Origin of the sequence: Streptomyces griseofuscus (assembly GCF_014673495.1) — a bacterium.
GTDB lineage: Bacteria > Actinomycetota > Actinomycetes > Streptomycetales > Streptomycetaceae > Streptomyces > Streptomyces murinus.
In genome coordinates this window covers 860405-882752 of the sequence record NZ_CP051006.1, presented here as the reverse complement: position 1 = coordinate 882752, position 22348 = coordinate 860405, and the positions used below count along the sequence as shown (strand labels likewise).

At 70.7% G+C, this 22348-nt stretch carries 17 protein-coding genes, 2 pseudogenes and 1 riboswitch; of the genes and pseudogenes, 10 read left to right on the top strand and 9 right to left on the bottom strand.

Annotation, left to right across the window (positions count from 1 at the left end; all coding sequences use genetic code 11):
• The first annotated feature begins 225 nt into the window (after positions 1-225).
• Entirely contained in the window at positions 226-1527 is a 1302-nt protein-coding gene (locus tag HEP81_RS03965) for a PP2C family protein-serine/threonine phosphatase (RefSeq protein WP_037657061.1), read from the top strand.
• A gap of 136 nt (positions 1528-1663) precedes the next feature.
• Positions 1664-1735, top strand: a riboswitch (Fluoride riboswitch).
• A 143-nt stretch (positions 1736-1878) separates the two neighbouring features.
• Here HEP81_RS03965 and HEP81_RS03960 read toward each other — a convergent pair.
• The gene (locus HEP81_RS03960) at positions 1879-3855 is read right to left on the bottom strand and encodes a heavy metal translocating P-type ATPase (RefSeq protein WP_037657119.1); all 1977 of its coding nucleotides are present in this window, start codon (positions 3853-3855) and stop codon (positions 1879-1881) included.
• A gap of 70 nt (positions 3856-3925) precedes the next feature.
• Here HEP81_RS03960 and HEP81_RS03955 point away from each other — a divergent pair, with 70 nt between their 5' ends.
• The 4 genes from HEP81_RS03955 to HEP81_RS03940 all read left to right on the top strand — a co-directional run bounded on the left by HEP81_RS03955 (position 3926) and on the right by HEP81_RS03940 (position 7357).
• Positions 3926-4351 (top strand): ArsR/SmtB family transcription factor, encoded by a 426-nt coding sequence (locus tag HEP81_RS03955; protein ID WP_051850246.1) that lies wholly within the window; start codon positions 3926-3928, stop codon positions 4349-4351.
• 64 nt (positions 4352-4415) lie between these two features.
• Positions 4416-4853 (top strand): hypothetical protein, encoded by a 438-nt coding sequence (locus tag HEP81_RS03950; protein WP_157854457.1) that lies wholly within the window; start codon positions 4416-4418, stop codon positions 4851-4853.
• Positions 4854-4970: 117 nt separating this feature from the next.
• Complete coding sequence (locus HEP81_RS03945; RefSeq protein ID WP_037657064.1) at positions 4971-6110, top strand: PLP-dependent cysteine synthase family protein; 1140 nt, start codon at positions 4971-4973, stop codon at positions 6108-6110.
• Entirely contained in the window at positions 6107-7357 is a 1251-nt protein-coding gene (locus HEP81_RS03940; RefSeq protein ID WP_037657065.1) for an MFS transporter, read from the top strand. The genes HEP81_RS03945 and HEP81_RS03940 overlap by 4 nt, the downstream gene beginning before the upstream one ends.
• 75 nt (positions 7358-7432) lie before the next feature.
• Here the strand turns inward: HEP81_RS03940 and HEP81_RS03935 are convergent, their stop codons facing one another.
• A complete protein-coding gene (locus HEP81_RS03935; RefSeq protein WP_037657066.1) occupies positions 7433-7867 on the bottom strand; it encodes a VOC family protein in 435 nt (144 codons plus the stop codon).
• Positions 7868-8223: 356 nt separating this feature from the next.
• Between HEP81_RS03935 and HEP81_RS03930 the strand changes: the two genes are divergently transcribed.
• The 3 genes from HEP81_RS03930 to HEP81_RS03920 all read left to right on the top strand — a co-directional run bounded on the left by HEP81_RS03930 (position 8224) and on the right by HEP81_RS03920 (position 12386).
• Positions 8224-9186 (top strand): TIGR01777 family oxidoreductase, encoded by a 963-nt coding sequence (locus HEP81_RS03930; RefSeq protein WP_037657068.1) that lies wholly within the window; start codon positions 8224-8226, stop codon positions 9184-9186.
• Between the two features lie 224 nt (positions 9187-9410).
• Positions 9411-10775, top strand: coding sequence for a beta-1,3-glucanase family protein (locus HEP81_RS03925; protein WP_037657070.1), 1365 nt, complete (start codon positions 9411-9413; stop codon positions 10773-10775).
• 489 nt (positions 10776-11264) lie between these two features.
• Positions 11265-12386, top strand: a complete 1122-nt coding sequence (locus HEP81_RS03920; protein WP_037657072.1) for an FAD-dependent oxidoreductase — start codon at positions 11265-11267, stop codon at positions 12384-12386.
• Between the two features lie 36 nt (positions 12387-12422).
• Here the strand turns inward: HEP81_RS03920 and HEP81_RS03915 are convergent, their stop codons facing one another.
• From HEP81_RS03915 to HEP81_RS03900, 5 genes and pseudogenes are all read right to left on the bottom strand, one after another.
• Positions 12423-13229: a hypothetical protein gene (locus HEP81_RS03915; RefSeq protein WP_157854459.1), complete on the bottom strand. Its 807-nt coding sequence runs from the start codon at positions 13227-13229 to the stop codon at positions 12423-12425.
• Positions 13230-13612: 383 nt separating this feature from the next.
• Positions 13613-14192 (bottom strand): annotated as a pseudogene (locus HEP81_RS03910) (nitroreductase).
• Between the two features lie 49 nt (positions 14193-14241).
• Positions 14242-15144 (bottom strand): alpha/beta fold hydrolase, encoded by a 903-nt coding sequence (locus HEP81_RS03905; protein WP_421673947.1) that lies wholly within the window; start codon positions 15142-15144, stop codon positions 14242-14244.
• 92 nt (positions 15145-15236) lie between these two features.
• Positions 15237-15400, bottom strand: a pseudogene (locus tag HEP81_RS41200) (pirin family protein); the annotation flags it as partial.
• Between the two features lie 301 nt (positions 15401-15701).
• Positions 15702-16055: a hypothetical protein gene (locus tag HEP81_RS03900; protein WP_037657077.1), complete on the bottom strand. Its 354-nt coding sequence runs from the start codon at positions 16053-16055 to the stop codon at positions 15702-15704.
• 120 nt (positions 16056-16175) lie between these two features.
• Between HEP81_RS03900 and HEP81_RS03895 the strand changes: the two genes are divergently transcribed.
• Positions 16176-17531 (top strand): histidine-type phosphatase, encoded by a 1356-nt coding sequence (locus HEP81_RS03895; protein ID WP_037657078.1) that lies wholly within the window; start codon positions 16176-16178, stop codon positions 17529-17531.
• 107 nt (positions 17532-17638) lie between these two features.
• On the opposite strand, the gene HEP81_RS03890 is transcribed toward HEP81_RS03895, so the two are convergent.
• On the bottom strand, positions 17639-18409 hold the full coding sequence (locus HEP81_RS03890) for an intradiol ring-cleavage dioxygenase (protein WP_479681813.1): 771 nt from the start codon (positions 18407-18409) through the stop codon (positions 17639-17641).
• A gap of 218 nt (positions 18410-18627) precedes the next feature.
• A complete protein-coding gene (locus tag HEP81_RS03885; RefSeq protein ID WP_037657081.1) occupies positions 18628-19587 on the bottom strand; it encodes a LysR family transcriptional regulator in 960 nt (319 codons plus the stop codon).
• Between the two features lie 157 nt (positions 19588-19744).
• Between HEP81_RS03885 and HEP81_RS03880 the strand changes: the two genes are divergently transcribed.
• A complete protein-coding gene (locus HEP81_RS03880; RefSeq protein WP_190275939.1) occupies positions 19745-22144 on the top strand; it encodes a M4 family metallopeptidase in 2400 nt (799 codons plus the stop codon).
• Positions 22145-22348 lie beyond the last annotated feature (204 nt).

Sequence of the window (22348 nt, the reverse complement as noted above, 5' to 3'; positions counted from 1 at the left end):
CCCGTCTCCACGGCACGGCTGCCGACGACGTCCGACGCCGGTGGTCAGGGGGAGTGAGGAGGGATTGCGCGGCACCCCGGCGGGGCATCGGTGCGTAAGACGGCGATCAGGCTCGCCGTGTGCGACCGCCCGGTCGGCGCCGCGCTGCCGGCCGTTATCCGCGATCCCACCGGACAGGCGGTCCGGACGACTCCCGACCGCCCCAGGGACGCCCGGAGGAGCGTCATGAAACGAGAGCCGACGCCACCGGCGGCCGTTGCGTCCGAGGAGCTGCCACCGGAGGTCGCCGCAGCCCGGCTGCGGCTGCTCGCCGATGTGAGCCGCGCGCTGGCCTCCGGTCTGGACGCGCAGGAGTCGCTGCGCAGGCTCGCCCGACTGGTCGTGCCCCAGTTGGCCGACGCCTGTGTCGTGGACGTCGTCGAAGGTGAGGGGGTGCGACGTCTCATGGTCACCGACCGGGACACCGAACGGGCGCTGCGCGTGCTCTCCGGCGGGCTGCTCCCCGGCCCGGACGACTCGGCCTGCGCGCTGGCGAAGGTGCTGCGGGGCGCGGGCCCCGTCGTGGTCACCGACTTCGGCGAACCCGGCCCGGGCGACCCGCTGCGCGCCGCCCAGTGGTCCCTGTACCGGGCGCTCGGCGCCCACAGCGCGCTGATCGTGCCCATGCGGGTACGTCGGCAAGGGCTGGGCGCCCTCACCTTCGTCCGCCGCACCGGAGCCCCGGCGTTCGACGAGCAGGAGCAGGCGCTCGCCGCCGACCTCGGCCACCGCGCGGCCCTAGCCCTGGACAACGCCCGGCTGTACGCGCTCCAGGAGCACACCGCCGAGCAGCTCCAGCTCTCCCTCCTGCCCGACCTGACCGGCCTGGACCACCTCCAGCTCGCCACCCGCTATCTGGCCGCCCGCGAACGGGCCGAGGTCGGCGGCGACTGGTACGACGCCTTCCCGCTGCCCGACGGCTCGGCCGTTCTCGCCATCGGGGACGTGGTCGGCCACGACCTCGCCGCCGCCGTCCGGATGGGGCAGCTGCGCAACATGCTGCGCGCACTCGCCTACGACAGCGGCGGCGACGACCCGGCCGGCATCATGTGCCGCCTGGACAAGGTGATGCAGGGCCTGACCAGCATCGAGCTGGTGACGGCCGTCATCGCGCGCATCGAGACCCCCGACGCCGGGCCGTGGCGGCTCACCTGGACCAACGCCGGCCACCTCCCACCCCTGCTGGCCCAGCCCGACGGCCACACACTGCTGCTGGAGGAAGGGCACGCCCCCATCCTCGGGGTCGACCCCTCGCTCGCCCGGGAGACGGCGACCGTCACCCTGCCGCCCGGCGCCACCCTCCTCCTGTACACCGACGGACTCGTCGAACGCCCCGGCGAGGACATCGGCCGCGGTCTGACCCGGCTGCGCCAGCACGCGGCGGCACTCGCCCGCGAGCCACTGGCCGTCTTCCGGGACGAACTGCTCACCCGGATGAGCGACGTCCAGAACGACGATGTCGCCGTACTGGCCCTGCGCGTCCCCTGAGCGGCGACGGGCCGTTACGGCGGTGAACCGCGTCCGGCTCCGAGCGGCTTCGCACGGCCGGCGGCAGCCATGTACCGACCCCGATGACCAGGGCGGCGATCGCGGTCGCGGGCAGCGGCAGGCCAAAGAGGAGACCGGCGACCTCGGCGACGGATCCCGCCTGGACCTCGGTCCGAACCGCCCCCGGGCTGATGGTTCCTGACCGACGTCAGGATCGCCGTCTTCCACGGAGCGAGCTACCCCTCGCGTCGTACGGCCACCGCCCTGCTGGCCACCGGCCTGGTCACCGGCTCGCGCACGGCCCCCCGGTGTCGGCTGCGCGGATCGCCCGGACGGCCACGGCACCAGGTCTCACCGCCCGCTCCCCGCACCCGCCCGGCGCCAGGCACCGTCCGCCAGCAGACGCAGTCCGTTGAGCCCGACGATCACGGTGGACCCCTCGTGCCCGGCGACGCCGAGCGGCAGCGGCAGGGTGCCGGCCAGGTTCCACACGACCAGGCCGGTGATGAACACCGCGGCGACGACCAGGTTCTGCACCACCAGGCGCCGGGCCCGGCGGGAAAGCCGTACGACGGCGGGGACGGCGGCGAGTTCGTCGCGGAGGATCACCGCGTCGGCGGTCTCCAGCGCGAGGTCGGAACCGGCCCGGCCCATGGCGATGCCGGTGTGCGCGGCGGCGAGCGCGGGGGCGTCGTTGACCCCGTCGCCGACCACCAGGACCCTTCGTCCGGCCCGCGCCAGCTCCTGAACGGCGGCGACCTTGTCCTGCGGCAGGAGACCGGCGCGTACGTCCGTGATCCCGACCTCCTCGGCCAGCCGGGCGGCGGCACGCGGATTGTCCCCGGTGACCAGCAGCGGCGCGGCTCCCGCGAGAGCGGTCAGCGCGGCGACAGTGGCCGCCGCGTCCGGGCGCGGCCGGTCCGCGATGCCCAGCACTCCCACGGGGTCCCCCTCGACGGTGACCAGTACGGCCGTACGGCCTTCGTCCTCCAACTCCGCCGCGACCACGCCCGCCGGGTGCGTCCGGCCGCCGCCGAGCAGCCGGGCGGGACTGCCGACCGCGACCGAGGCACCGTCGACGACGGCGGTCACGCCCGTGCCGGGAGTGGAGCCGAAGTCCTCCACCTGCGGAATGTCCAGCCCCCGGGCGCGGGCGGCGTCCACCACGGCACGGGCCAGCGGATGCTCGCTGGGGTGCTCGGCGGCGGCCGCGAGCCGCAGCACCTCGTCCTCGGCCAGCCCGGAAGCGGGGAGCGGGCGCACGTCCGTCAACCGCGGGGCGCCCTCGGTGAGCGTGCCGGTCTTGTCCAGGGCCACCGCGTCCATCTGGCCGAGGCGTTCCATGACCACGGCCGACTTCACCAGCACCCCATGGCGGCCGGCGTTGGCGATGGCCGAGAGCAGCGGCGGCATGGTGGCCAGCACCACCGCACAGGGCGAGGCCACGATCATGAAAGTCATGGCCCGCAGCAGGGTCGGCCGGAGCGCGGCACCGAAGAGCAGGGGAAGCACGAACAACGCGACGGTGGCGGCCACCATCGCGATCGAGTACCGCTGTTCCACCTTCTCGATGAACAACTGGGTCGGCGCCTTGGTCCCGGACGCCTCCTCGACCATGGCAACGATGCGGGCGATCACCGAGTCCGACGGGTCCCGTTCGACCTTGACCCGTAGCGCGCCGGTGCCGTTCAAAGTCCCGGCGAACACCTCGTCACCCGGCCCCTTCGTCACCGGAAGCGGCTCGCCGGTGATCGTGGCCTGGTCCACCTCGCCCGACCCGGCCAGCACCCGGCCGTCGGCGCCGATCCGCTCACCGGGCCGTACCAGAATCACCTCGCCCACCGAGAGCCGCCCGGTCGGCACCGTCTCCTCGGTGCCGTCGTCGGCGAGCCGGGCGGCCGTGGCCGGGGCGAGATCGAGCAGGCCGCGTACCGAGTCGGCGGTGCGGGCGGTGGCGATCGCCTCCAGCGCCCCGGAGACCGCGAAGATGACGATCAGCAGCGCGCCGTCCAGAACCTGCCCGATCGACGCGGCCCCGAGCGCGGCGACCACCATCAGCAGATCCACGTCCAGGGTCTTCTCCCGCAGCGCCCGGAGCCCGGCCCAGCCCGGCTCCCAGCCGCCGCTCGCGTAGACGGCCGCGAACAGCGGTCCCCATGCCCAGGCCGGCGCACCGGCGAGATACGGCGGCAGCGCGACGAGGAACAGCACCAGAGCCGCGGCCGCCCAGCGGGCCTCGGGCACGGCGAGGATCCGGGTGCGACGGCCGGGCGCCACGGTCGCGCGGTCGACACCGGGCGGCGCCTCACGCAGAAGAGTGGAAGACATGGCCGCCACCATAACAGGAATGAATGAAGAGGCATTCATGTGTTCATCAATGGTGCCGTACGATAGCCCCATGGGTCATGGAGCCGCACCGCCGGCAGGTCGCGTTCCACGCGGCCGCCTGGACGCAACCAGCGCCGCCAAAGTCGCCACCACCCTCCAGGCGCTGGCGACTCCCTCACGGCTGCTGATCCTCGCCCGGCTGCGCGAAGGTCCCCTGCCCGCGACCGAGTTGGCCGCCGAGGTCGGCATGGAGCAGTCCGCCTGCTCCCATCAACTGCGCCTCCTGCGCAACCTCGGTCTCGTGGTGGGCACCCGCAAAGGCCGCTCCATCGTGTACTCGCTCTACGACAACCACGTCGCGGAACTGATCGACCAGGCCATCTACCACGTCGAACATCTCCGCCTCGGCCTGGCCGACGCCGCCGACCACCTGGCCCTGCCCGAGCCGGAACCGGAGCTGGAGAGTTCACCCGATGCGGTGAACATCGCCCCGTAACCCCCCACGTCAGGGCGCCGGTTGACGATTACGTCACGCACACACCGGGCTACTCTTCGTGCCCATGCGGGCTGCGTCCTCCACGCGATACGACCGCTCCGCCCCGCGGCCCGGAGCGGTGCTCGTCCTGCTGCTCGCCACGCTCCTCCACCTCTTCGGCTGCTGCCACGGCCCGACGGCGTCCCCCGACGCCCGCGCCGACGCCCTGGCACAGACCTCGGCGACCGCCTGCGGGCAGCTTCCCGCCAACCGGCCCGGGGTGACCGCGGCCGGGCAGCGCGCACCCGCCCCCGACGGGGAAGCCCACTGCTCGGGTCTGGACCAGCCGACTGTCCAGCCGCGTGAGGCCGGTACGGGCGCGCCGCTGCTCGCCGCCGTTCCACCGGCCGCGCCCGGGTACCTCCACCTCTTTGCCCCACCGGCGCGGCACCGGTTCGACCCACGGCCTCCGGCACCACCCGCCGCGGAGACCCGAGCCCGACTCGGCGTGTGGCGGACCTGATCGCTCCCACGCCGTGCCCCACACCCGTGGGCCGCACGGCGGACGATCACCTCCGCCCCCTTTCCACAGCCACCGGCCGGTCGCCCCGTACGGCGCCGGCCGCGGGAGATGCACGCCATGAACCAACCCACCCCCACCGCACGGCCGATGCCCGCGGCCCAGATCCTGGCCGACGCCAAACGCCCCCTGCACACCCCGGCCGGCCTCGTCGGCGGCACGCCCGTCCTGTGGATCGGCGCCCCCTTCACCACGTCCGACCGCGGCTTCTGGGCCAAGCTCGAAGGCCACAACCCCGGCGGGATCAAGGACCGTACCGCCCTGCACATGGTCCGCGCCGCCCGGGAGCGCGGACCGCTCGTGCCCGGCGCACCCCTCATCGAGTCGACCTCCGGCACCCTGGGCCTCGGCCTGGCGCTGGCCGGGGCGACGTACGGCCATCCGGTCACCGTCGTCACCGACCCCGGCATGGAACCGCTGATGACCGGCCTGCTCACCGCGTACGGCGCCGAGATCGACGTCGTCGACACACCGCACCCGCACGGCGGTTGGCAGGAGGCCAGGCGGCGGCGCGTCACGGAACTCCTCGCGCTGCGCCCGGACGCCTGGTGCCCGGACCAGTACAACAACCCGGACAACATCGCCGCGTACGCGCCGCTCGCCCATGAACTCCTCGCCCAACTCGGCCGGATCGACACCCTGGTGGTCTCCGTCGGCACCGGAGGACACTCCGCGGGCATCGGCTCCGTCCTGCGCGGCTACTTCCCCGACCTGCGGATCGTCGGCGTCGACACGACCGGTTCGACCATCTTCGGACAGCCCGCCGGGCCTCGTCTGATGCGCGGCCTCGGCTCCAGCATCCACCCCCGCAATGTGGCCTACGACCTCTTCGACGAGGTCCACTGGGTCGCCGCCCCCGAGTCCGTGTGGGCCGCCCGGCGCCTGGCCCGCCATCACTACGCCACCGGCGGCTGGAGCGTCGGCGCCGTCGCCCTCGTCGCCCGCTGGGTGGCCCGCACCGCGCCCCCGGAGCACCGCATCGCCACCGTCTTCCCCGACGGCCCCGAGCGGTACGTCGGCACGGTCTTCGACGACCCCTACTGCCACCGCCACGACCTGCTCGGGCATCCGCCGGCCGACGACCCCGACGAGATCGGCGATCCACGGGAGCGCACCGTCACCCGCTGGACGCGCTGCACCCGCGTCGCCGACCCCCTCGCCCGTTCCGCGCCGAACGCCCTTGTGGGAGCGGCCCGATGAAGCATCTGTGGCGGCAGACCCGCTCCTTCCCGCCCGCGGCAAGGCTGCTGATGGCCAACCAGTTCGCCATCAATCTGGCCTTCTACATGCTCATGCCCTACCTCGCCGCCCATCTGTCCCACGGCCTCGGCCTCGCCGCCTGGGCCGTCGGACTCGTGCTGGGCGTCCGCAACTTCTCCCAGCAGGGCATGTTCCTCGTCGGCGGCACGCTCGCCGACCGCCTCGGCCACAAGGCCCCGATCATGGCCGGCTGCCTCCTGCGCACCGTGGGCTTCGGCCTGCTCGGCTGGGTGGACAACCTGCCCGCCCTCGTCGTGGCCTCCGCCGCCACGGGCTTCGCCGGCGCCCTGTTCAACCCCGCCGTCCGCGCCTGCCTCGCCACCGAGGCCGGCGAGCGGCGCGTGGACGCCTTCGCCACCTTCAACGTCTACTACCAGGCGGGCATGCTGCTCGGCCCGCTCGTCGGACTCGCCCTGCTGGCCGCCGACTTCCGGCTCGTGTGCACGGTCGCCGCCGCCGTCTTCGCCGCCCTCACCCTGCTGCAATGGCGCGCGCTGCCCGCCCGCCACCGGCTCCTGGAAGACACCGGAACCGGCGGTGTCCTGGCGCAGTGGCGCGCCATCGTCGCCAACCGCCCGTTCCTGCTCTTCTCGGCGGCCATGATCGGCTCGTACGTCCTGACGTTCCAGGTCTATCTCGCCCTGCCGCTGGCCGCGGCCGACGCGCTCGGCGCCGAGGGGACCGCCGCCACCAGCGCTCTGTTCGTCATCTCGGCCGCCGTCGCCGTCGTAGGACAGCTACGGCTCACCGGCTGGGCCAAGAACCGCTGGCAGAGCGGCCAGGCCCTGGTGCGGGGGCTGACGGTCATGGGACTCGCCTTCGTCCCCCTGGCCCTGTGCCCGCGCGGCTCCTCGGCGGCCGTGCTCGCCTCCCTGGTGGTGGCCGTGGTCCTGCTGGCCGCCGGGTCCGCGATCGTCTACCCCTTCGAGATGGACACGGTCGTCGCCCTGTCCGGCAACCGCCTGGTCGCCACCCACTACGGCCTCTACAACACGGTCTCCGGGCTCGGCGTCACCCTGGGCAACCTCGGCACCGGAGCCCTCTGGGACAGCGCCGCCCGCCACGATGCCGCCTGGCTGCCCTGGACGGCTCTGACCGTCACCGGGGCGGCCTGTGCGACGGCCGTCGCGGCGCTGGCCCGTACCGGCCGCCTGACCACGCCACAGCCTCGGCTCGCCCCGGTGTGATCCCGGCTCCGCGCGGTCCCGGCCTCGTCGGCGGGACCGCGCGGGGGAGGCTGGCCATCAGGGGAGGGGCGGTCCTCAGTCGAGACAGAATTCGTTGCCCTCGATGTCCTGCATCACGATGCAAGACTCGTTGAAGCCGTCGGCGCGCAGCACCTGTACCTGCACCGCGCCGAGCGCGACCAGCCGCGCGCACTCGGCCTCCAGCGCGGCCAGCCGCTCCTCGCCCACGAGCCCGGTGCCGACCCGTACATCGAGGTGCACCCTGTTCTTCACGACCTTCCCTTCGGGAACGCGCTGGAAGAACAGCCGCGGCCCGTCGCCCGAGGGATCGACGCAGGCGAACGCGGCGCCCTGCCGCTCGGCCGGCAGCGACCGATCGAAATCACCCCATGTGTCGAACCCCTCCGGCGGCGGCGGAACCTCGTAGCCCAACACCTCGCACCAGAACCGGGCGACGCGCTCGGGCTCCGCACAGTCGAAGGTGACCTGGATCTTCTTGATCGATGACATCGGCGCACCATAGCAGGGGTGCTCCGCCGTCGAACTGTCTTTTTCGTGCGGCACGTTGTCCACCGGGCGGAAGGTCACGCCGACCGGCACGGGACGGATTTGGCCCCCGCTGGCCCGCCGTCCCAGGCTCGGCGGGCCGACGCCTTGGGGGCGCCATCGCGAGGTAAACCGGAACGTACGCCTCCGGCAGTTCGTTGGGAAGGCTTACGAGTGTGTGGTCCAGGTCACATGTAGTGACCAGCTACTGCACCGCCCAGGTAGAGCCTGCGGCCACTCCGGCCGCCACCTGCCGACCCGTTTTGAACGCGTTCAACCCCTTGGTCTAGGGTCACCTCCACACGAGGGAGGGGCTGCACATGAAGATCGTGATTCCCGGTGGGACCGGGCAGATCGGCACGGTTCTGAAGCGCGCGCTCGACGCCGCAGGCCACGAGGTCGTGGTTCTCACCAGACGCCCCGAGCGTGCGGGCGAGATCGAGTGGGACGGCAGGACCCCGGGGCCGTGGACCGCGGCCGTCGATGGTAGTGATGTCGTGATCAATCTGGCCGGACGCAGCGTGAGCTGTCGGTACACGGCGGCCCATCTGAGGGAGATGATGGAGTCCCGGGTCGACTCCGCCCGCGTCGTGGGCGCCGCGATCGCGGGTGCCGCCCGACCGCCTCGGGTCTGGCTCCAGATGAGCACCGCCACGGTGTACGCGCACCGCTTCGACGCCCCGAACGACGAGGCCACCGGAGTGATCGGCGGCAGCGAGACGGGCGTGCCGGACTACTGGGCGTACAGCGTCGACATCGCCGCGGCGTGGGAGCGGGCTCAGCGGCAGGCCGAGACGCCGGCCACCCGCAAGGTCGCCCTGCGCTCGGCCATGGTGATGAGCCCGGACCCCGGGGGAGTCTTCGCCGTCCTGTCCGGGCTGACCCGCCTGGGCCTCGGCGGCCCGGTCGCGGGCGGCGCGCAGTACGTGTCGTGGATCCACGAACATGACTTCGTGCGCGCGGTGGAGTTCCTGGTGGACCGCGAGGACCTCACCGGGCCGGTGAACCTGGCGGCACCCCATCCTCTGCCGCAGCGCGCTTTCATGCGCGCGCTGCGCTCCGCGTGGGGAGTGCCGATGGGTCTTCCGGCGACCAGGTGGATGGCCGAGGCCGGCGCGTTCGCCCTGCGCTCCGACACCGAACTGCTCCTGAAGAGCCGCCGAGTGGTCCCGGGGCGCCTGACCGAGGCGGGCTTCGCGTTCCAGTACCCCCAATGGCCGCGGGCCGCCGACGAGTTGGTGCGTCGGGCACGAGAAAGGGGCGGGGCCTCGGTGGGCCGATGAGTGAGCCCGCCCCTTCGGCCGGTCCGGACGAGGTCGGCCGACACCGCTGTCGCGGGCCCGGCGTTCGAGAGCCGAACGAATTCCGCTGTGCTGCCGTTCATTTGTGAACAACCCATTGACTGGCCCCGGGGAGCTTGCCACCATCACCCTCACCCGAGAGCGCTCTCAGGCTGCGTCACGGTTCGGTCTCCAGCACGGTCCCCACCCGTTCGAGGAGTACACCCATGCCAGTCAGCTCCGCCTCATCACGCCGCGCGCCGGGACGACCCCGGTCCCGGCCCCATCTCGTCCTCGCGCTGCTGATCGCGCTCGTCGCCGCGCTCGGACTCACCGTCACCTCCCAGAGCCCCGCCCGCGCCGCGGGCACCCTGCTCTCCCAGGGCAGACCCGCCACCGCCTCCTCCACCGAGAACGCCTCCTTCGGCGCCGCGCAGGCGGTGGACGGCAATGATCAGACCCGCTGGTCCAGCGCGTTCGCGGACCCGCAGTGGATCATGGTCGACCTCGGCTCGGTGCAGCCCCTCACCCAGGTCACCCTGAAGTGGGAGGCCGCCTACGCCAAGGCCTTCACCGTGCAGACGGCCACGGACCCGAACGGCCCCTGGACCACCGTCTACTCGACCACCGCAGGCACCGGCGGCGTACAGAACCTGAACGTGAGCGGCTCCGGGCGGTACGTCCGGATGTACGGCACCCAGCGCGCCACTCCGTACGGCTACTCCCTCTGGGAGTTCCAGGTCTACGGCGGCTCCGGCGGCACCACGCCCCCGGACGCCTTCTGGGGCACCACCGACGACATCCCGCCGTCCTCCGGCGTCATGAAGGTCAAGGTGCTCAACCGGACGGGCGGCGCCTACCCGGACAGCCAGGTCTACTGGAGCTACAACGGCCAGGAGCACTCCATCGCCGAACAGCCCTACGTGGACATCGTCGCCGCCCCCGCCCAGCGTATGTACTTCTACGTCGGCTCCCCGAACGGCCAGTACTACGACTTCATCGAGTTCACCACCGGCACGTCCTCGTTCAGCGGCAACACCACCCGGGTCGACGCCTGGGGCCTGCCGCTGGCGATCCGGCTGCACTCGCACAGCGGGCAGGACGTCCAACTGGGCGACGCCCAGGACCTGTTCACCATGACCCGCGACCAGGTGTTCCAGAACTTCCAGAACTCCGTGCCGCAGCAGTTCAAGGTCCTGGCCCAGACCCAGGCGCCGTACCGGATCATCGCCCCCGGCAGCGACCCCAGCTTCCGGTCGGACGGCGCGAACGCCAACTACTTCACGGCGTACGCCAATTCGGTCGGCGTGAACGAGCCCACCTCGAACATCTTCGGCTGCGCCGGGTCCCTCGCCTCCAACGCGGCCCTGTGCGCCGCGCTCAACCGGCACACCGCCGACCTGCCGGCCGCCCAGCAGCAGGACCCGTCGAAGTTCTACGGCGGCGACCCGGCCAACTGGTACGCCAAGTACTGGCACGACCACGCGATCAACCACCTGGCGTACGGCTTCCCGTACGACGACGTGGCGGGCCAGGCCGCGTACACCTCGATGGACGGCCCGCAGTGGATGGAGGTCGCGGTCGGCTACTGAGCGACCGTCCGCCCGTACGGCGCGGCACATGGGCACGCCCCTTCACCGGTGACCGTCCCGACCGGTGGAGGGGCTCTGCGCCTGCGGGGCGACCGGCCAAATGGTGCGCTGTGGGACGACACGGTGTCCCCGGCCCGCCCGATGGCCCGGGTCAGTGCCGATCTGCCCGCCGTGTAACTCGACTCCCCGGCCCAGGCGCTCATCGGCCGGGGCGACCACCCCACCGGGCTGCCGCGCGAGCACGAGATCCATGAGCCGCTGTCCGCCCTTCCCGGGGCGGCGAAGGTCGACGCGTCCTTCCCGCGAGAGACGCTATAGTCACACGGTCGCGAAAAACGATGTTCCGTGTGGTTCCGTCCGCCGGACATCGCGCATACATCGATGCAGAGGGTTCTGATCGATGAGCGTCTCCTTGCCGAGACCGGGCATACCGCCTGCTTCCGGCGCTGACCACCGCCGACGCGTGTCGGCGCGACAGAGGGGCGCACCATGCGGAAGACCATCGCCATCGTCGGAGCCGGACCGGGCGGGCTGACGCTCGCGCGTGTGCTCCAGACCCACGGCGTCGCCGCGACGATCTACGAGAGCGAGGCCTCGGCGACGACCCGTGCGCAAGGCGGCCTGCTCGACATCCACGAAGAGACCGGACAGGTCGCGCTTCGCGCGGCCGGTCTGTACGACGCGTTCCGCACCCTGGTCCGCCCGGGCGAGGACGCCAAGCGCGTCGTCGACCGCCACGGCACGATCCTGTTCGACAGGCCCGCGGACCCCGCGTCGGCCCGTCCTGAGGTGGATCGTGGCGAACTCAGGCGCCTGCTCATCGACTCGCTGGCGCCCGGGACGATCAAGTGGGGTCACAAGCTCGCCTCGGTCCGGCACCGCGGGGAGGGCGGCTACGAACTCGCCTTCGCGGAAGGTCCCACCACACGCGCCGACCTGGTCATCGGCGCGGACGGCGCCTGGTCGAAGGTGCGTCCGCTGCTCACCCCCGCCGAGCCTGACTACACCGGAACCTGCTTCATCGAGATCGCCCTCGCTCCGGGCGGCCGGGAGTCCCGGGCGAGCGTGGCCGCGATCGGCGGCGGCACGCTGATGGCGGTCGCGCCGGGCAAAGGCATCATCGCCCATCGCTGCGCCGACGGGCAGGTGCGCGGATACGTGGCGTTGAACAAACCCGAGGAGTGGCTGAGGTCGATCGACTTCGGCGACCCGTCCGCGGGCCCACGCCGGCTCGCCGACGAGTTCGCCGGCTGGTCGCCGCTGCTCACCGCCTTCGTGACGCGGAGCGACGCGGAACCGTTGCTCCGGCCCATCCACGCCCTGCCGGTCGGGCTCCGATGGGACAGGGTGCCCGGCGCGACGCTCGTCGGCGACGCCGCGCATCTGATGTCGCCCTTCGCCGGCGAGGGCGCGAACCTCGCCATGTACGACGGCGCCGACCTGGCGGGCAAGTTGGTCGAGGAACCCGACGTCGAGGCCGCGCTCACCGCCTACGAGGAGCGGCTGTTCCCGCGGAGCCGCGACGCCGCCGACCGCTCGGCGAAGAACCTGGAGGTCTTCTTCGGCCAGGAAGCACCGCAGAGCGTGGCCGCGCTGTTCGACCGCTCCTGACCTCTGGCCCCGGTCCGTGATCCCGCCGCCCCGGGATCACGGCTGGTTGCCGTTGGAGGCGAGCCGGGCGCCCATCTCCGCGTTGGCGCGCTCGGAACGGCTGTTGGCCTGGTCGTGCTTGAGCCGGAGGTAGTCGTACAGGGCCCGTACGCACAGGTCCCGGGTGCGATAGGTCGCGTCCGAGGTCAGTTCGAGGTCCTTGGTGACCTCCAGCAGCTGCCCGTCGGCCGTGGTGTAGACGGGGTGCCAGACGAGTTCCACCGCCGGGTTGAGCGCCATGACCACGCGCAACTGCGGGACCTCCTGCGCGATGAGGACGCTGTCGGGGTTGTACGCCCGCAGGAAGATGTGGACGGGACCGCGGGCGCGGGTCACGAACGCCTTGGACAGGACGTTCCACATCGGCGTCTTGAGCATCCAGTCCATGGTCAGCTGGAGTTCGTTGACCACGCTGCCGAAGGGGGTGGACTCCAGGGGCGTATGGCCCTTGGAGCGGGCGTAGACGCTGGTGTCGATGCCGCCGGACCACAGGGCCATCGTCGGCCGGTCGATCTCCAGATAGTCACCGATGAGCCGCACCAACTCCTGGTACCAGCTGTTCGACGCGCGGTGGTCGCGCTGCTCCTGGCGCTCGGTGAACATCGCCAGCGCCTCGTCGTTGAGCTGTCCCTGTTCGGCGATGCCGCCCAGGATCAACTGCCAGGCAGCGTCCGTGACATCCTGCGGAAAGCCCACCTTGTCCATCATGTCGCGGAAGGTGTCCCACTCGCCGTGGGCGGTGGGGTCGGCGGCATGGCGCCGCGCCTCCTCCCTGACACCGGGACCCCCCCTGGCCCTGCACACGTTGCACATAACGGGTGACGGCCGCGTTGCCCACGGTCCGCTGAAGGTCGGCGAGCCCGGCGGCATGCGGCGCCCGCCCGGCGGTGAACTGCGGGGCCGGGCCCGGTATCTGCCTCCTCCGCGCCGCCGCGGGCGCCTCCGGCACCGGGGATGTCGCTCTGTCTCGCACGCGCTGACCAGCCCTCCGGTCACTCAGGCCGACATCGGCTCGGAGGGGCCGAGGCTAGGCTCTCGGTCCGGCCCCCACAAGGGCCGGAAGGGCAGTCGGAAGGGCAGTCGGAAGGGCATGGCGAATCGGCGAGGAATCCACGAGCGGCAGGCTCAGCAGGCCGCCCTCGAAGACGCGGTGGCGTCGAGGCCGATGCCCGGACCGGCATCGCCGGTCACACTCCGATGAAGCTCACGGTTTCCGTCATGTCCGCCCGCCCGGTACGCAGCCGCGGCACGCCCTCCTTCTCGAATCCCACCGCGACACCGCAGAACAGTACGAGCCCGTCATCGGCTCCGACGGTCTCGCGATACATCGTCCACATCACCTGGGGGCAGCTGTGCAGCCCTTCCGCCCTCAGCAACAGCATGACCGTCAGATCGCCGCCTTGAACTCGCAGGCGTTCGGCGCTTAAGGGGCCGGTCGGGGTCGTCGCGCTCGATTCCCAGTGCCTCGTACCGCTGAGCTGCTGCGGCGGAGAAGCGGTCCACGTACGGCGGGGTCAGTTCGGCCGGGTACATCGGGTACTCCCGCTCATCGCCCGGGTCTCCGGCCAGCGCCCTGGCTGTCGCGCGCCTCTTGAGCTCGGCCAGGGGCTCGCCGGTCACGACATACACATGCCACGGCTGGAGGTTCCCACTCGACGGAGCCCGCGTCGCCGCGGCCAGCACGCGTTCGAGTATCTCCCTGGACACCGGCTCCTCGCTGAACGCCCGCACCGCCCGGCGACTGTCCACAGCTTCATACACATCCACGTCCGCTCTTCCTCCCACTTGACGACAGCCACATTGCTGAACGGCGCGGTCACGAACCCCTCGTCTGCCGGCCGGTGACGGCTTTTTCAAGGAGGCAGGTGAGGATCGGCTCGGGATGAGTCCACAGCAGGGCACCGCCGTTCCCCGGCACGACATGACGACGAGCACCGGGCACTCGGGCGGCGAGAAGTGCTCCGTTGTCGGGTGAGTGGCCGGTGTCCTGCTCGCCGTACCAGATGTCGACGGGGACGGCGATCTCGTCGAGGGCGAACGGCCACCGCCCCATCGCGAGGACCGTGTCCCGGGCGTAGCCGGCGGCGCCTTGACCAAATCCCTCGGCCAAGGCCCTGCGGTAGCCGGCAGCGAAATCAGGAGCCTGGTAAACGGCGAGGTCACACGCAGGGCTCCCGGCCATGACCATGTCCCACATCGCATCCGCGGTGAAGCGCGCGAAAAACTCCTCGACGCCGGCCGGATCGCACTCAGTCCGCTCGACCAGAGCACGCAGGTCCGCGTTCAGCACCGAAGCGAACTCCGGCCTGGCGACCTCGTCCGCACCGGAGACGACAGCCAGCGCCGAGACGACCCCCGCCGCGGCGCAGGAGAGAGCGAAGGGCGCACCTTGGGAATTCCCGACCATCACAGGTCGCTCCAGCCCCCGCCGCACACAGAGTTGGCGCATATCTCCGGCGAAGTCGGAGAAGGTCCGCCCGGGGGCGGCCGTCGAGACACCGAGACCCGGACGATCCACGGAGATGAGACGCACTCCGAGCGCCTCGACAACGCCTGCGCCGAAACCGAGCCACCGGCTCGTAGCCGCACCAGGACACAACAGCACAGGCGTCCCGTCCAACGGCCCCCACTCCGCCCAGCCGAGCAACCGCCCGTCGGACAGCGCACTCTCACCCAGTCGGGCAGGAACGTCGATGCAACCAGTCATGATCACCAGCATGGCCATGGGCCCGAAGTCCCGCACTCGACTTTCACCATGGCCTCGAACAGGGCAGATGTTGTCCGACGCGGCACTGGAGCACTTCCGGCAGGTCAGCGCACCCTTCCCCGTGGCTTCAGCGGTACCTCCGGTAGCCGCGGTGCGCGCAGCGGAGCCCCGTCGTAGCCCTTCACCTCGCCGAAGCGGGTGCCCGGGACCGGTCCTCGCGGGCCTGTTCGATCTCGGACTGGGTGCGGGCCGCGAAGTTCCAGCACATATCGCACTGCGCCGCTGTTTGTGCAGGTCAACGACCTGCGCGACTGCTCCTGGTCAGCAAAAGGTCAGCACTGGTCGCGAGGAGTCGGTCGGCCGTGGTGGGATCCGTTGGTTCCGGGGACGGGCTCGTTCTTCGAGGAGTGCGAGCATCCGCGGTCCCGGTGGTCGAAGTGCCCCCACCCTTACAAGATCCGGTACCGGTCGGCGGCCGGCAAGCAGGTGGAGGAGTCGGGGTTCGCGGACCGCGACAAGGCCATTGTCGCGTCGGTGCGACACCTCGACTCCCTCCTGGAACACCATCTCTATCCGACGCTCGCCAGCCGACGGATGAACTTTTTCGATGACAAGGTGGTCATCCGCGCGCGATCCTTCTCGATGCACATCGACTCGGTATCTTCACCGACAACCCGGTGGCCGGCGTCAAGCCGCCACAGTACGACCCCAAGCGCGCCGTTATTCCGTCTCCCGAACAACTTCGTGCTGTACGCACCGCAGGTGATCACGCGCTCATGCTGATCGTCGACTTGATGAGCGGCTGTGGCCTCCGTAACGGCGAGGCGGCGGCCGTACACGTCAACGACATCGCGGCTGACGATGTGGATCGCGTCACCGAGCAGGTCATCATGTCCACTCGTCAGTACGGCCCGCTCAAACATCGGAAGGCAGGGGGGTACCGCGATGTTCCGCTACCCGCTCGCGTCAGGGCCAGACCGTATACCTCTTGCGACAACCTCAGCGTCGGCCTCTGTTCACCCGCACCGATCACCATACGCCTCATGAAACGGGTCGCCCCTGTCATCGCCCTCGGTCTGTCCGCGCTGCTCGCCGCCACGGTGCCCGCCCACGCCACCGGCTCGCGGCCCCTCAACAGCTACGGGACCAAGGCGTCGTACGAGCCGCGGCAGAGCGTCCGCAGCTACCAGCACGCTCCCAGGGGCTACGTCCCCGTCTTCACCGAGACCGTCTCCCGGCACGGCTCGCGCGCCGCGACCAGCGGCAAGGACGGCGACCTCATCCTCGGGCTGTGGGACCAGGCCGCCCGTGAGGGCCTGCTCACCTCCGCCGGCAGGCGGTTCGGGCCCGACGTGCGCACGCTCCTCGCCGCCATGGACAAGATCGGCTACGGGAACCTGAGCGGGCGCGGCCGGCAGGAGCTGCGCGGCGCCGCCGCACGCCTGGAGCAGCGTCTTCCGGACCTGTTCCGGCGGATCGCCCAGGACTCCGAACCCATCGATGTCGTCAACTCCGGCGAGGCACGCGCCGTCGCCAGCGGCAACGTGTTCACCGACGCCCTCGCCGCCGATGACCCCGCCCTGAAGCCGCTCATCCGGCCCGCCAGGACCGAAAGGGACCTGCTCTACTTCCACAAGTCGGCCGGCGGCGCCGCCTACCGCGACTACATCGACCACGACCAGCGGCTGGCCGCCACCCTCAACAGCATCACCGATCAGCCCGCCACCCGGCAGGCCGCCCGCAGGGTCCTGGAGAGGATCTTCACCCCCGCGTTCGTCCAGCGCGTCGCGGACGGCGAGTTCTCCTCCATCGCCTCGGACGTCGACGCCGCCCAGGCCGTCTACAACCTCTACGCGATCGCCCCGGCCATGAGCGCCGAGATGCCGGACGGCCGCGCCCTGCCCATGGAGCGCTACATCGCGCCGCGCGACGCCGCGTGGTTCGGGTACCTGAGCGACGCCGAAGACTTCTACGAGAAGGGCCCCGGCTTCGCGGACAGCGACATCACCTACAAGATGGCGGACGTCTTGCTCGACGACTTCTTCCAGCAGGTCGAGGCCAAGCGGGACGGCACGAGCACGCTGGGCGCGGAGCTGCGCTTCACGCACGCCGAGGAGATCATCCCACTGGCCGCGCTGATGGGCCTGCCGGGCAGCACCGAAGCGGCGACACCCGACCGGCCGTACACCTACGAAGACAACACGTGGCGCGGGGCATCCGTCGCCCCCATGGCCGCGAACATCCAATGGGACGTCTTCCGAAAGGGCGACACCTACCTGGTACGCATGCTCTACAACGAGAAAGAGACCGCCTTCAAGCAGGACTGCCGCCCGGTGTCGAAGGGCAGCGCGTTCTACGACCTGAACGAACTCGAACGCTGCTTCGGCCGCGCGGGCTGAGGGCGGTTGAGTCCACCGAACGCCAGGCGGAGTGCCGGAAGGTGGCGGCCCGGACACCGAACGGTGTCCGGGCCGCTCTTTCTGTCGCATGCGACGACGTCGTTGTGTCAGGCGGAGGGTGTCGGGGAGGTGGTGGGGGCGGGTGCGCCGCCGGGTGCGCCCTGGCCGTCGTTCGTGGCGCTGGGATCGACCGCCATCGTGAGGTACCCGATGACTCCGCGCTCGATGTGCCTCTTGTCGTAGACGAGTTCGAGCAGACCGCCCTGGGCGCCGGTCCTCGGGTAGATCGAGTCCTCGTCGAGGGTCACGCGTGAGACGGTGTTCGCAGAGTAGGGGGCAGTGTCTTCGGTGGCCTTCACCGCGTCCTCGGAGAAGTAGAACTGCCCGGTGTGGCAGGTGCGTCCGCCGGTGTACCCGTCGGAGGTCCGGGAACCGCCGGTGTGCACCTTGGTGTGGATGTGGACGGCGCGGCCGGTGTACCAGCCGGGGAAGACGGTCCGGAAGGTGACGAAGCCCTGGTGGTCGGTCATCTGGATGCCGCGCAGCCAGGTGAGGTCGTCGGTCGAGGTCGCGTGGCCGCCCCCGCCGCCCGGGCCTCCGGGACCGCCCGGAGGTGCCGTCGGCGTACCGGAGGGCGGCGGACCGGGAGGCGTACCGCCGCCGCCGTTGCCGATCTGGGTGTAGCCGGAGTAGATGCCGGACGCGTCGCAGTGCCAGATCTCGACGGCCGAGTTCCGGATGGGCTTGCAGGTCGCGCTGTCCACGGCGCGCAGCACGAGGAGGAGCGGGATTCCGGTGCGGTCCTCGACCACGTTCTTCCGGAAGAGCTCGTAGTCGATGTAGTAAGGGCCCTCGATCTGCTCCGTGGTAAGCGACATGCAGGCGCTGGACGCGGAGGCGGCCGCCTTCACCGAATCAAGAGTGCCGGTGCCGGCGGCGCTGCGGTCGGCGGCGCTCGCGACGGCAACCGCCCGTTGACGCCTCAACTTCTCCGTCACAGCGTTTACATGACGGGACGTCACGTGCTGGAAGGGGAAGCGCCTGGAGCCGTCTTGCTCCGCGAAGGACGCGTCCCCGCCGTGATCCGCGGGTGCGCTCAGTCGAGGACAGGGTGGAGTTCGGGGCGGGCTTCCCACCATGTGCGGTAGAAGGTGTCGTCGGGGATGCTGTCGAGGTACGCGCGTCCCGCCGCCCGGTAGAGCAGCCCGGCACGCTGCTCCGTGACTGCGGCCCGGTTCCAGGCGATCCGGATGCGTTCGGTGAGCGGGTCGCCGGCCAGCGGGCGCAGTACCGTTCCCTCGACATGGGGAGAGGTGGGCTGGCACATGGAGATGGCCCGTCCGGCGGCGATCAGTTCCCAACGCATCTTGCGGTCGGCGATCCGGTAGCGCAGTTTCGGTGTGAAGCCGGCCTGGAGGCAGACGTCGGTCATGGCTTCCGGGCCGCCGTCGCCGTCGTCGGTGAGCGTCGTCCAGGTTTCGCCGGCCAGGTCGGCGAGTTCGATCTCCTCCTGCCCGGCCAGGGGGTGGGTCGCCGACAGGCGTACGCAGGCGGGTTCCTTCGGGATGAGGGTGCGGGCAGCCAGGCCGTCGGGGAGCAGCACCTCGTGGTCGCCGACCTCCGCGTACAGGATCGCGTCGTACTTCCCGGCACCGAGCATGCGTGTGAGCGTGGTCGCCGAGTGCTCGATGGCGATGTCGACCTCATGGCCGGGCAGTTCCTCCTCCAAACGCCCGAACAGTCGGTCCACCAGCACGAGTTGGATACAGCCGAGTCGTAGTGTCGGATGCGGTGCCGCGGCTCGCGCTCCGGCGGTCAGGGCGTCCATCTCGCCGAGCACCCGGCGTGCCACGGACAGCACGAACTCGCCCAGCGGTGTGGGCTCGACGCCGAGTCTGCCGCGGACGAACAGCTCGCCGCCGGTGACCTGTTCGATACGCCGTAGCTGCGCGGAGAGAGCCGGCTGGGACACCCCGAGCCGCATGGCCGCCCTCCCCAGGCTGCCCGCTTCCGCTATCGCGCGGACAGCTTCCAGATGCCTCAACTCCAACTGCATTTCACCAGCATAGGCAGGGCGACGGACGGCCTGGGAGGGGCTCGGGCCGACTGGTCATAACACCGGTCTTATGCCCGATGGGAGGTCCCCTTTTTGCCATGCCCACGCTCATACTCGGCGCAACCCCCCGACTCCCCGTTACGGAACTGGAGTAGACGTGCACCCCATCAGACTCACGGCGGCCCTTGCGGCGCTCACACTGACGGCGGGCCTCGCGGGCACTCTCGTGAGTACCGCCGCCGCGGCCGCCGAGGGCGGTTCCGCCCCCGCCGCGCGCCACCTCAGCCTGTTGCGCACCGGTGCCCTGGAGGTCAAGCTCAGCCCGGCCCAGCACAAGGCCCTGATCCAGAGCGCCCAGGACAAGACGACCGACACCGCCCGCACCCTCGGCCTCGGCGCCAAGGAGAAGCTGGTCGTCAAGGACGTCGCCAAGGACGCCGACGGCACGCTGCACACCCGCTACGAGCGCACCTACGACGGTCTGCCCGTCCTCGGCGGCGACCTGATCGTGCACACCCCGCCCGCCTCGCTCGCGGCCGGGACCCTGAGTGCCACGTACAACAACAAGCACAAGATCGCGGTGTCCTCCACCACCGCGACCGTCGCCAAGTCGGCGGCCGAGAGCAAGGCGCTGAAGACCGCCAAGGCCCTGGACGCCGCGAAGCCCGCCGCCGACAGCGCCCGCAAGGTGATCTGGGCCGGCAGCGGCACCCCGAAGCTTGCCTGGGAGACCGTGATCGGCGGCTTCCAGGACGACGGCACGCCGAGCCGGCTGCACGTCATCACCGATGCCACCACCGGCAAGGAGCTGTACCGGTACCAGGGCATCGAGACCGGCGTCGGCAACACCCACTACAGCGGCCAGGTCTCGCTGACCTCGACCCAGTCGGGTTCGTCGTACAACCTGACCGACGGTACGCGCGGCGGGCACAAGACGTACAACCTGAACCACGGCACCTCCGGCACCGGCACCCTGTTCTCGCAGACCAGCGACACCTGGGGCGACGGCACCAACTCCAACGCCGCCACGGCCGGCGCGGACGCCGCCTACGGCGCGCAGGAGACCTGGGACTTCTACAAGAACACCTTCGGCCGCAACGGCATCAAGAACGACGGCCAGGCAGCCTACTCCCGCGTCCACTACGGCAACGCGTACGCCAACGCGTACTGGGACGACAGCTGCTTCTGCATGACCTACGGCGACGGTTCCGGGAACAACGACCCGTTGACCTCGCTGGACATCGCGGGTCACGAGATGAGCCACGGCGTCACCGCCAACACCGCCGGCCTGAACTACAGCGGCGAGTCCGGCGGTCTCAACGAGGCGACCTCCGACATCTTCGGCACGGGCGTGGAGTTCTACGCCAACAACTCGTCCGATCCCGGTGACTACCTCATCGGCGAGAAGGTCGACCTCAACGGCAACGGCACCCCGTTGCGCTACATGGACAAGCCCAGCAAGGACGGCAACTCCGCCGACTCCTGGTCCTCTTCTCTCGGCAACCTGGACGTGCACTACTCGTCGGGTCCGGCGAACCACATGTTCTACCTGCTGTCCGAGGGCAGCGGCACCAAGACGATCAACGGTGTCACCTACAACAGCCCCACGACCGACGGCGTCGCCGTCACCGGCATCGGCCGCGACGCCGCCCTCCAGATCTGGTACAAGGCGCTGACGTCGTACATGACGTCCAGCACCAACTACGCCGGTGCCCGCACCGCCGCCCTCAACGCGGCATCCGCCTTGTACGGTGCCAACTCGGCGCAGTACGCGGCGGTCGGCAACGCGTTCGCGGGTATCAACGTGGGCAGCCACATCACCCCACCGAGCAGCGGTGTGACGGTCACCAACCCGGGCAGCCAGTCCTCCACGGTGGGCACCGCGGTCAGCCTCCAGGTCCAGGCGTCCAGCACCAACAGCGGCTCCTTGACCTACAGCGCCTCGGGCCTGCCCACCGGTCTGTCCATCAACGCCTCCACCGGCGTGATCTCCGGTACGCCGACCACGGCCGGGACCTACAGCACCGCCGTCACGGTGAAGGACTCCACCGGCGCCACCGGCACCGCCTCCTTCTCCTGGACCGTCAGCACCAGCGGCGGTGGGGGTGGCTGCTCATCGACCCAGCTGCTGGCCAACCCGGGCTTCGAGTCGGGGGACACCGGCTGGACCGACAGCGGGGTCATCAACAACGACACCCGTGAGCCGGCCCGCAGCGGCTCCTGGACGGCCTGGCTCAACGGCTGGGGATCCGCGCACACCGACACGCTGTCGCAGTCGGTGAAGATCCCGACGGGCTGCAAGGCGATCCTGTCCTTCTACCTGCACGTCGACACCGCGGAGAGCGGCAGCACCGCCTACGACAAGCTGACGGTCACCGCCGGCTCGAAGACCCTCGCGACGTACTCGAACGCCAACGCGGCCTCCGGCTACTCGCTGAAGACCTTCGACCTGTCCTCGCTGGCGGGCCAGACGGTCACCCTGAAGTTCACCGGCGTCGAGGACGCCTACCTCGCGACCGACTTCGTCGTGGACGACACCGCTCTGACGACCAGCTGAGCACACGCTGGCCGGCATGGTCCCGCACACCGTTCCCTGGGCGCGGGACCATGGCGGGTCAGAGCGAGTCCACATAGGCGGGCGTCACCCGGAAGACGTGCGACATCCATCGACGTTGGTACGAGATCTGTTCGCCTTCGAGTCGATCGCATGGAAGTTCTCCTGCCCAGGCTTCCGAATTTCTGATACTCGGGCGCCTGCGGT